General features: G+C 68.6%; 10 protein-coding genes. 8 read left to right on the top strand and 2 right to left on the bottom strand.

Features of this window, described 5'->3' with window-relative positions:
* Positions 1-26: 26 nt before the first annotated feature.
* Both LDQ05_RS18030 and LDQ05_RS18025 read right to left on the bottom strand, forming a co-directional pair.
* Positions 27-1,172, bottom strand: a complete 1,146-nt coding sequence (locus LDQ05_RS18030; protein ID WP_226438329.1) for an oxidoreductase — start codon at positions 1,170-1,172, stop codon at positions 27-29.
* A complete protein-coding gene (locus LDQ05_RS18025) occupies positions 1,169-2,089 on the bottom strand; it encodes an LLM class F420-dependent oxidoreductase (RefSeq protein ID WP_226438328.1) in 921 nt (306 codons plus the stop codon). The genes LDQ05_RS18030 and LDQ05_RS18025 overlap by 4 nt, the downstream gene beginning before the upstream one ends.
* A gap of 305 nt (positions 2,090-2,394) precedes the next feature.
* On the opposite strand from LDQ05_RS18025, the gene LDQ05_RS18020 reads away from it, so the two are divergent.
* The 8 genes from LDQ05_RS18020 to LDQ05_RS17985 all read left to right on the top strand — a co-directional run bounded on the left by LDQ05_RS18020 (position 2,395) and on the right by LDQ05_RS17985 (position 10,760).
* Positions 2,395-3,282, top strand: coding sequence for an IclR family transcriptional regulator (locus tag LDQ05_RS18020; protein WP_226438327.1), 888 nt, complete (start codon positions 2,395-2,397; stop codon positions 3,280-3,282).
* Between the two features lie 78 nt (positions 3,283-3,360).
* On the top strand, positions 3,361-4,227 hold the full coding sequence (locus tag LDQ05_RS18015; RefSeq protein ID WP_226438326.1) for an alpha/beta fold hydrolase: 867 nt from the start codon (positions 3,361-3,363) through the stop codon (positions 4,225-4,227).
* Positions 4,228-4,406: 179 nt separating this feature from the next.
* A complete protein-coding gene (locus LDQ05_RS18010) occupies positions 4,407-5,585 on the top strand; it encodes an acyl-CoA dehydrogenase family protein (protein ID WP_226438325.1) in 1,179 nt (392 codons plus the stop codon).
* Between the two features lie 29 nt (positions 5,586-5,614).
* Positions 5,615-6,538, top strand: a complete 924-nt coding sequence (bphC, locus tag LDQ05_RS18005; protein ID WP_226438324.1) for a biphenyl-2,3-diol 1,2-dioxygenase — start codon at positions 5,615-5,617, stop codon at positions 6,536-6,538.
* 106 nt (positions 6,539-6,644) lie between these two features.
* Positions 6,645-7,808 (top strand): 3-hydroxy-9,10-secoandrosta-1,3,5(10)-triene-9,17-dione monooxygenase oxygenase subunit, encoded by a 1,164-nt coding sequence (gene hsaA, locus LDQ05_RS18000; RefSeq protein ID WP_226438323.1) that lies wholly within the window; start codon positions 6,645-6,647, stop codon positions 7,806-7,808.
* Positions 7,809-7,948: 140 nt separating this feature from the next.
* Positions 7,949-8,668 carry a M15 family metallopeptidase gene (locus tag LDQ05_RS17995; protein WP_226438322.1) on the top strand — a complete coding sequence of 240 codons (720 nt, stop codon included), beginning with the start codon at positions 7,949-7,951 and terminating at the stop codon, positions 8,666-8,668.
* Between the two features lie 101 nt (positions 8,669-8,769).
* On the top strand, positions 8,770-9,297 hold the full coding sequence (locus LDQ05_RS17990; RefSeq protein ID WP_226438321.1) for a nuclear transport factor 2 family protein: 528 nt from the start codon (positions 8,770-8,772) through the stop codon (positions 9,295-9,297).
* Positions 9,294-10,760, top strand: a complete 1,467-nt coding sequence (locus tag LDQ05_RS17985) for an FAD-dependent oxidoreductase (protein WP_226438320.1) — start codon at positions 9,294-9,296, stop codon at positions 10,758-10,760. The genes LDQ05_RS17990 and LDQ05_RS17985 overlap by 4 nt, the downstream gene beginning before the upstream one ends.
* The last annotated feature ends 8 nt before the right edge of the window (positions 10,761-10,768 follow it).

Genomic DNA, 10,768 nt, shown 5'->3' with positions numbered 1-10,768 from the left:
CTACCAGAAACACGCACGGGTGGAGATCAGGTCAGGGAGGCTTCGTGGACGGCGCGGTCGAACTCGGGGAGCGTGTCACCGTCACGCAGTGTGGTGGCCAGGGCCGGATCGGCCAGGTGCAGACGCCCGATCGCGATCAGATCGAATTCACCGTCGCCGAGCCGACGTTCGAGTTCCGGGATGTTGTCACGGGTCGGTGCCGCACCGTCGACGCGGCTCTCGCGCAGGCTCTTCGCGATGCCGACGCTGCCGACCGCCATCGAGACGGCACCGGTCAGTTCCTTCGCCCAGCCCGCCAGCGACAGGTCGCTGCCCTCGAAGGCGGGGTAGTCGAACCGGCGGATACTCGCGTCGAACACATCGACACCGGCCTCGGCGAGGGCCGTGAGGATCACGCGCAGCTCGTCGGGAGTCCGCGCGATACGAGCCTCGTAGTTCTGCTGCTTGTGCTGGGAGAACCGGAAGAAGATCGGGGCGTCCTCGCCGATCGCGGCACGGATCGCGGCGACCACGGCGCTCGGGAAACGGGTGCGCCGCTGCAGATCGCCACCCCACTCGTCGTCGCGACGGTTGGTGCTGTCCCACAGGAACGAGTCGAGCAGGTAGCCGTGGCCACCGTGCAGGGCGATGCCGTCGAAGCCGACGTCGATCGCGGCGCGCGCCGCGCGCGCGTACGCGTCGACGACGTCGGCGATGTCCTGCTCGGTCATCGGTCGTACCGGCTTCGAGCCGTACTCGACGTACGAATCGGGGTAGGACGTCACGCCCGGCTCACCCCACAGTCCGGACGGGCGCATCGGGACGAGATCGGGGTCGATGTCGCGGGTCATCGCGCCCCACAGCGGGCCGACGTGCCACAACTGCGGGACGATCCGCCCGCCCTCGGCGTGCACCGCGTCGACGACACGCCGCCACCCGTCGAGGGCGTCGTCGCCGTACATGTGCGGGACCTTCGGGTTGTCGACGGCGGTGGGGTGGTCGATCGCGACACCCTCGGTCACGATCAGGCCGGTGCCGCCGGCGGCGCGCCGACGGTAGTACTCGGCCACGTCGGCGCCGGGCACACCGTCCGGCGAGTGCGACCGCGTCATCGGTGACATCACGATGCGGTTCCGCAACTCGAGGGACCGGACCGTCAGGGGCCGGAAGATGGGGGAGAGGGTTCTGGTCATGCGGGGGTCGGCCCTTTCGTCGGGGATGGCCGGCTCTGGGGCCGGGACGGTTCGAAGACCGCGCCGATCTCGGGCGCGATCTCGTGCAGTGCTTCGAGTTGGTCGCAGTAGTGGGCGGCGTCGACCGAGGTGAGCGCGACACCGACGATCGTGGCGCCCGCGTCACGGCGGCGGGTGAGCGACCGGAGGGTGCCGTCGCGGTCGCCGAGCGGGTCGAGTGGACGTGCGGTCGCGAGGACGACGTCGAACCCGTCGGGCACCGATGCGCGTCGCAGCATCTCGGAGAGCCGGTCGAGGGCGATGCCGAACGGAATCCATCCGTCCCCGAGAGTGGTGGCGCGGCGTAGTGACCGGGGGGTGCGTCCCCCGATCCACAGCGGCACCCGCGCCTGCACTGCGTGCGGTTCGACACGGAGGTCGGCGTAGTCGTAGAACGTCCCGTGGAACTCGGGTTGCGGTGTGGACAGGGACACGCGCAGCGCCGCGAGCGCTTCGTCGGCGCGGGCGCCGCGGTCGGTGAACGGCGCCCCGATCAGGTCGAACTCCTCCTCGAGGGAGCCGACGCCGAGGCCCAGCACGAGGCGCCCTCCGCTGACGGCGTCGAGCGTGCCGTACCGCTTGGCGATCTCCAGCGGATGGTGGTAGCCGAGGACGAGGACTCGGGTGGCGAGCCGGATCCGGTGGGTGCGGGCGGCGAGGAAGCCGAGTGTCGCGAGGGGATCCCAGTAGACGCCGCCGCGTTCGGCCGCGACGTCGTTCGGGACCGCGATGTGCTCACTGCACGTGAGGTGGTGATATCCGAGCCGGTCGGCGGTTTCGGCGATCCGTGCGAGTTCGTCGATGCCGGCGTCGTGTTCCCACGGGGCGCGGGTATCCGGGTGGTCGATGACGATCGGTGACGTGATCCCTAGGTACATCCGTTCGAACACCTCATCGGCAAGCACCTCGATCGAGGTGTGCGCGCAGGCCCGGCGGGCACGGCGCACAGGGCGGACACATGGAAATCTCCCCATCGTTGTACCTGCTCACAGCGTTGCGGGTGAGCGGTCTCCTGCTCAGTGGGATGTGCCGAACGCGACGCGACCCGCCCGGTGCGTCGCGATGATCGTTTCCCGGGACTTGTGTTATGCGCGTTCTCTCGCGATACTCGGTGACGTACATCGCAAGAATGAATTTCAGTTCTGGCGATTTTCCCTGGTCGGAGGGTTGGAGAGGAAGAACCATGCTCGAGATGACAGCCGAGACCACCGAAGCAGCGTCCAAGCGCGAACTCCCGGCATCCATGGTCGAGCGGATGACGCTGATCCTGGACGCGTTCGAGGGCGCCGGATCGCGGCTCACCCTCGAAGAGGTCGCGTGCCGCACCGGGCTGCCCCGATCCACCGTGCACCGCATCCTCGACCAGATGGTCCGTCTCGAATGGGTCGACCACGCCTCGTTCGGCTACTGCCTGGGCCGCCGCGCCAAGTCTCTGGGCGCCGGCGACAACGGACAGAGCCGGATCCGCGAGGCCGCGGCACCGCTGCTCCACGAACTCAACATGCATACCGGCATGGTCGCGCACCTCGCCGTCCTCGACCGCGGTGAGTGCCTCTACCTCGACAAGGTCGGCGGGCAACTCGCCGCCACCCTCACCTCCCGCGTCGGCGGCCGCGCCCCCGCCTACGCCACCGCGTGCGGCAAGGCGATCCTCGCCGCACTCGCTCCCGAACAGGTGGACGCCCTGTACGGGCGTCACCTCCCCCGGCGCACCGACCGCACCATCGCCGACCTCTCGACCCTCCACCAGGAACTCGGCCGGATCCGCCGGCGTCACGGCCTGGCATTCGAGGACGGTGAGGCCATGGGCGGCATCGCGTGCGTCGGCGCCCCCGTGCGCAGCCCCGAGGGGCCCGTCGCCGGCATCTCGCTGTGCGGCCCGGCCCGGCCCGGTCACCTCGAACGGATCGCGCCGCTCGTCGCCGACGTCGCCCGCGACGTGTCGCGCATGCTCCACCCCGAACTCGGCACCCCCCGCCGCGCGCGCCGCACCGCCGACGTCCCCGCCCGGTCGTGGTCTCCGCACACCATGGAACGGCTGGTGGCGACGCAGTCCGGACAGTGGATCTAGCGCCCGGACCTGCTGCGACGTCCCGGTGAACGGGAGCGTCCGAGCAACGTGAGGGGCATCACTGGGAATGTCGAGGACATGACGACGGAATTGAGCTTCGAAGAGACGGCGAGGTCGCTCACCACCGACCGCGGGGTGCTGCGGTACCACGAGGCCGGCGACGGCCCGCCCCTGCTCCTGCTCCACGGCTCCGGTCCGGGCGTGACGGGGTGGCGCAACTACCGCGGTGTCCTCGCCGACCTCGCCGAGCACTTCCGCTGCCTCGTCCTCGAGTTCCCGGGCTTCGGGGTCAGCGATCCCTGCGAGGGTCACCCGATGGCGATGGCCCGGTTCGCCGTCACCGACTTCCTCGACGGCCTCGGACTCGACCGTGTCGCGATCGTCGGCAACTCCATGGGCGGCATCGTCGGCACCCAGTTCGCGATCGCCGAACCCGACCGCGTCGATCGGCTCGTCACCATCGGTGGCGCCGGACGATCCGTGTTCGCGCCGTCACCCGGCGAGGGCATCCGCCTGCTCATGGAGTTCACCGACGATCCGACCCGCGACAAGCTGGTCCGCTGGCTCCGGTCCATGGTGTACGACCCGGCCGTCGTGACCGAGGAACTCATCGAGGAACGCTGGGCGCTCGCGACCGAACCGAAAACCCTCGAGATCGCACGCCGCATGTACAGCACCGCCGCGTTCGCGGCGACGGGTCGGGCGGCCGCCGCCTCCACCGAGACGCCGTACTGGGCGCAGCTCCACAAGATCAAGGCTCCGACCCTCCTCACCTGGGGTCGCGACGACCGGGTCAGCCCCGTCGACATGGCGATGCTGCCGATGCGTGAACTGCGCAACGGCGAACTCCATGTGTTCCCGAACTGCGGTCACTGGACGATGATCGAGGCACGCGACGCATGGCTGTCGACCGTGCTCGCGTTCCTGACCCGCGACGACGCCTGACCCGGGACGACACCGGCCGGGATCGACTCCCACTGAGCGGACGATCGACGACCCGGATCCGCCGTACCTGACACGGTGGACGCGCACCGTCCCTCCGCGGCAGGTCGAGACGGTACCGGCCTGAAATAGACTCCGCCCGGACGTGATCCGGGCGCCACATGAGAAAGCTGGAGAGCATCATGGGACAGGTTCTCGACTCCATCGCACCGTACGCAGACGAGATCCGCGCCGACGGCGCGGAGGGCGATCAGCTCATGCGACTGACGGACCGCAGCGCCAAGCGGCTGCGCGACGCCGGCGTCATCCGGATGCTGCAGCCCAAGGAGTTCGGTGGGCTCGAGGTCCATCCTCGCGAATTCGCCGAGACCGCCATGGCGCTGGGTGCGATGGACGGCGCCACCGGCTGGGTCAGCGGCATCGTCGGCGTCCACCCCTGGGAGATGGCCTTCTTCGACCCGAAGGCGCAGCAGGAGGTCTGGGGCGACAACCCCGACACGTGGATCGCATCGCCGTACGCGCCGATGGGTGTGGCCGTGCCGGTCGACGGCGGTTACATCCTCAACGGTCGCTGGTCGTTCTCGTCGGGAACCGACCACTGCGACTGGGTGATGATCGGTGCCGCGATCGGCGACGAGGACGGCAACCGCCTCACCCCGCCGCAGGCCCTGCACGTGCTGCTCCCGCGCTCGGACTACGAGATCGACCAGGACAGCTGGAACGTCGTGGGTCTGCGCGGTACCGGCTCGAAGGACCTGATCGTCAAGGACGCCTTCCTGCCGTCGTACCGCACGCTCTCGGCCGAGCGCGTCATGGGCGGCGTCGCCTGGAAGGACGCCGGTCGCGAGGAGACGCTCTACAAGTTCCCGTTCTCGTGCATCTTCCCGCTCGGCATCACCTCGTCTCTCATCGGCATCGCCGAGGGCGCACTGAACTGCTACATCGAGACGCAGCGCGAACGCGTCACGGTGTCCGGCACCGCGATCAAGCAGGACCCCTACGTGCTGTCCGCTCTCGGTGACGCGGCCGCCGAGATCGCCGCCTCCCGCGCGGCGATCCTCGAGACCGTCGATCGTTTCTGGGACATGACGGAGAAGGGCCGGGAGGTCACCTTCGAGCAGCGCGCCATCGGCCGCCGCACCCAGACCGCCGCGGCGTGGCGCGCGGTCCGGGCCGTCGACGAGATCTTCTCGCGTGCCGGTGGCGGTGCCCTGCAGCTGAGCAACCCGCTCCAGCGCTTCTGGCGTGATGCCCACGCGGGCCTGAGCCACGCCATCCACGTGCCCGGTTCCATCTTCCACGCATCGACCCTCACGCAGCTCGGCGGCGAGCCGCAGGGTGCGATGCGCGGCATGATCTGACAACCCCCACCATCTGAGAAGGATCGGACATGACCGACATCCGGGGTCTGGGATACCTGAGGATCCAGACCGCAGACATCGCGCGTTGGCGTGAACTCGTCGTCGACGGGCTCGGAATGGCCGTCGGGAGCGGCCCCGAGGAGAACGGGCTCTACCTGCGCGTCGACGAGCGCCGGGCACGCCTGATCGTGCTCCCCGGCGACACCGACAAGGCTCTCGCCGTGGGCTGGGAGGTGCGCGACCAGTTCGCGCTGCAGCGGGTCCGGGAGGCCGTCGAGAAGGCGGGCATCGAGGTCACCGTGCTGTCCGAGGAGGAGTCCGCCCACCTCGACGTCGAGCAGGCCATCGCGTTCGACGACCCGGCCGGTACTCGGGTCGAGGTCTTCTTCGGACCGGTTCTCGACCACAGCCCGATCGTCACCCCGTTCGGTGGTCGTTTCCACACGGGCGACGAGGGTCTCGGCCACGTCGTGCTGCCCGTGACGAACTTCGACCCCGAATACACCTTCTACACCGAGGTTCTCGGCTTCCTTCCGCGCGGCGCCATCCGCGTCGGCGGACCCGGTGCGAAGCCGCCCTACCGCCGGGTGCGTTTCCTCGGCGTCAACCGCCGTCACCACAGCCTCGCGTTGTGCCCGGCACCGCCGACCGACGAACCCGGTCTCGTGCACCTCATGCTCGAGGTCGACACTCTCGACGCCGTCGGGCAGGCGCTCGATCGCGTTCGGGCCCTCGGCTTCTCGATCTCGTCCACGCTCGGTCGCCACACGAACGACAAGATGGTGTCGTTCTACGTGCGTGCGCCCGGGGGCTGGGACATCGAGTTCGGCACCGAAGGCATGATGGTCGACGAGACCTTCTACACGGCGGAGGAGATCACCGCCGACAGCTACTGGGGCCACGACTGGTCGGGGTCCGAGCCGCTGGCGGCCTTCACCCCGAAGAAGGGGTGACGTCGTAGCGTTCCCCGATGCCACGCCCGCTTCGGCGGGCGTGGCATCGGCATGTCGGGGGTGGGTGCGGGACGACACCGGTTCGACGATCGACGAGGAGGATTTCGTGCCCGACGTGCTGGACAACGTCCGTGAACTGCTGCCGGACATCGCGAGTCGCGCTGCGCGTATCGACGAGACGCGGCGTGTTCCCGACGAGATCGTCGCGGGTCTCACCGCCACCGGTGTGTTCCGGATGTTGCAGCCGCGTCGTCACGGTGGGCACGAGACCGACCCGGTCCGGTACTACGAGGTGATCCGAGCGATCTCCGAGGTGTGCGGTTCGACGGGGTGGGTCACCTCGGTCCTCGGTGTCCATCCGTGGCATCTGGCTCTGTTCGACGATCGTGCACAACGTGACGTGTGGGGTGAGGACCCGGATGTGCTCGTGTGTTCGGCGTATGCACCGGTCGGGCAACTGACACCGGTGGACGGCGGGTACGAGCTCTCGGGAACCTGGATGTTCTCGTCGGGGTGCGAGTACGCGTCGTGGGCTCTGCTCGGTGTGGTCGTCGTCGGATCGGAGGGACGACCGGTCGATTTCATGACCGTGCTCGTGCCGCGCGCCGACTACGCGATCGACGACGTGTGGAACGTGCTGGGTATGCGGGGTACCCGCAGCAATCGGATCGTGGTCGATCGTGTGTTCGTCCCCGAGCACCGCGTCGTACGGAACTACGAGACCGCGAACCTGCGGGGCCCCGGGCAGAAGGTCAATTCCGGCCCGCTGTACCGGCTTCCGTTCGGTGCGATGTTCGCGACGACCGTCGCGGTGCCCGTCGTCGGGGTGGTCGCCGGATGCTACGAGCAGTATCTGGCGTCGATGCGGGAACGGGTGCGGCTCAGTCTCGGCGGCGGACGTTTCGCCGACGACCCGTTCGCGCAGGTGACGGTGGGTCGTGCGTCGTCCGAGGTCGACGCGGCGGTGTTGCAGTTGAACCACAACATGCAGCAGATGTGGGAACACGCCGTCGCGGGGCGCGAGATCCCGATGATGCTGCGGTTGAGGGCGAGGCGAGACCAGGTCCGCGCGACGGAACGCGCCGTCGAAGCCATGGACATGCTGTTCAGGACAGCCGGCGCGTCGTCGCTGTATCTGGGCAACATCATCGAACGCGCGTGGCGCGACGCGCACGCCGGAAGCGTCCACGTGGCCAACGAATCGGAACGTGCGCTCGCCCTGTACGGGCGCGGTGCGTTCGGACTTCCGGTGGAGGACAATCTCATCTGAGTCCTCGTCCGAGTACCCGAGAACGGTGTTCGGTGGCGCGGGTGTCGTCGTCCGCCGTGCCGGATCCCGCGAATCGGTGGTCGAGCGCGTCCTCTCGTGGCACGATCGGGATGCCCCCACATGTCGTCGGAAGCTCCGTCATGCTCTTTCGTTCGCATGTTCCTGTCGTAGCCGCCGTGTCGCTGCTCGCGCTCTCGCTCGTGTCCTGCTCGCAGTCGAACACCACCGCGACGAGCACCGTCGAGGGTGCCGCTGCCGAGTTCGATGCGACGATCACCGCGGTGCCGGACGACTACCGTGCGCGGATGATCGGTGTGACCTGGAAACCCGGTTGCCCGGTGCCGATCGACGACCTGCGCATCATCGAGATGAACCATCACGGATTCGACGGGCTGATACACGACGGCGGACGGCTGATGGTGCACGAGGACGTCGCCGAGAAGGTCGTCGACGTGTTCGGCGCCATGTTCGAGGCCGGATTCCCGATCCGCCGGATGGTGCTGATGGAGGAGTACGGTGGCGACGACGATGCGGCGATGGCGCAGGACAACACCTCCGCGTTCGACTGCCGGCCCGTCACCGGCAGCACCGACCGGTACTCGATCCACACCTACGGCAAGGCGATCGACATCAACACCCGGGAGAACCCCTACGTGCACGGCGAGACCGTGCTTCCCCCGGAGGGCCGGGAGTTCCTGGACCGCACGGACGTCCGACCGGGCATGATCACCGACGGTCACGTGGTGTGGCAGGCGTTCGCGGACGCCGGATTCGTCTGGGGCGGCGACAGGATCGAGTTGCAGGACTATCAGCACTTCGAGGACGAGGCGATGACCACCCGTCCACGCCGCGGGCAGTAGGTCGCCGGAGTCGGCGTGTGGTCCCGATCACCGGGATGTGCCCGGGTCCGGCGGATTCGGCGCGCCTACGGTCCGACGGTACCGCCCATCCGAGGAGTGACATGTCCGATACCGCCGCACTCGTCGAACGCCTCGCCCGCCGGGTCGAGCAACTCGAGGACACACTGGCGATCCAGCAACTCATCACCACCTACGGTCCCGCCGTCGACAGCGGGTCGGCCGAGGCCGTCGGTGCACTCTGGACCGAGGACGGTGTGTACGACGTCGACTCGGGGGCATACCGTGGGCGCGCCGAGATCCAGGCGATGGTCCGGTCCGACGCGCATCAAGGATTGATCCACCGCGGCTGCGGTCACCTTCTCGACCCGCTCAACATCCGAGTCGACGGCGACACCGCCGTCGTCACCTGCCATTCCCAGTTGGTTCTCAAGGCGGACAAGGGGTTCCGGGTCGCGCGGGTGACCGCGAACCGGTGGGAACTCGTCAGGAGCGAAGGCCGATGGGCCGTGACGCTGCGTGTCGCGCGGGTACTCGACGGTGGCGACGAGGCGCGCGAGTTGCTCGCCTCCGGTGTGCACCCACCGACCGCTCCGATTCTGCACCCCGGAGCAACGGACTTCCTGTCATGAACGATTCGGGTGTGCGTCCGGTACCGGACGCGCAGATCACCGACTGGACCCACCGCGCCGACGTCGTCGTTGCAGGATTCGGGATCGCCGGCGTGTGTGCGGCGATCGGGGCGGCGGAATCCGGTGCGGACGTCCTGGTTCTCGAGCGCACCGGAGGAGGTGGCGGTGCCGCGGCACTGTCCGGCGGTATCGTCTACCTCGGTGGCGGCACTCGTATCCAGAAGGCCTGCGGATTCGACGACACCGTGCACGGCATGAAAGCGTTCCTCACCGAAGCGCTCGGGCCCGGTGTCGACGAGGCGAAACTCGACGCGTACTGCGAGGGGAGCGTCGCCCACTTCGACTGGCTCGAATCGTGCGGCGTGCGGTACAAGGAAGGGTTCTGGTCGCAGCCCGGGTGGGAATGCCCCGAGGACGATTCCCTCATGTACAGCGGCGGTGAGAACGCCGCGCCGTTCGTCTCCCGGATCCCCGCGGCACCCCGCGGCCACCTGGCGCAGGTCCCGATGCCGCGCGTCGGAGACCGCGGAGCCGGATTCGAACTGATGACGACACTGCTGGCCAGGGCCGCCGAACTGGGTGTGCGTGTCGAGACGGACGTGCGGATGCAGCGGCTCGTGACGGACCCGACCGGCCGCGTGGTGGGTCTCGTCGCCACGAAGTTCGGCGAGGAGATCGCCGTCGGCGCAGGCAAGGGGGTCGTGCTCGCGACCGGGTCGTTCGCGTACAACGACGAGATGATGCTCGCCTACGCGCCGCGCCTGTACAAGCGGCCCGCGGCCACCGTGGAGGAACACGACGGTCGGGGCATCCTCGTCGCGCAGGCACTCGGCGCCGGTCTCGCCCACATGGATGCGTGCGAGGTGGCATTCTTCTGCGACCCGCAGCTGCTCGTTCGTGGCATCCTCGTCAACGGCCGTGGCCAACGGTATGTGCCCGAGGACACCTACCCCGGGAGGATCGGGCAGAAGACGTTGTTCGAGAACGACAACGAGGCGTTCCTGATCATCGACGAGAAGGCATACGAGGAGGGGATCGCGGCGCCGACTTCGAGTCCGCAGCTCGAGCGCCGACCGAGATGGGTCTGCGAGAGCGTAGCGGAACTCGAAGCGGAGATGGGTCTTCCGGAGGGTTCGCTGACGACCACCGTCGCCGAGTACAACCGGCATGCGGCCGAGGGCACCGATCCGGTGTTCGGCACGAAACCCGAATGGGTCGTGCCGATCGGGACGCCCGTCGCCGCTGTCGATCTTCGTGGATCCACCGGTGGATTCACTCTCGGTGGGCTCGCCACGACCGTGGACGCGCAGGTGCTCCACGTCGACGGCACACCCATCCCGGGTCTGTATGCGGCGGGACGCTGCACGTCGGGGCTGTCGGCATTCGGGTACTGCAGCGGGATCTCCCTGGGTGACGGCAGTTTCTTCGGTCGCAGGGCCGGTGTCCACGCGGCGACGTCCTGAGTCCCGGC

The organism is Rhodococcus yananensis, from assembly GCF_020515525.1.
GTDB classification, from domain to species: domain Bacteria; phylum Actinomycetota; class Actinomycetes; order Mycobacteriales; family Mycobacteriaceae; genus Rhodococcus; species Rhodococcus yananensis.
Note: the sequence above shows the minus strand (reverse complement) of the source record. Positions and strands in the feature narration are given on the sequence as shown.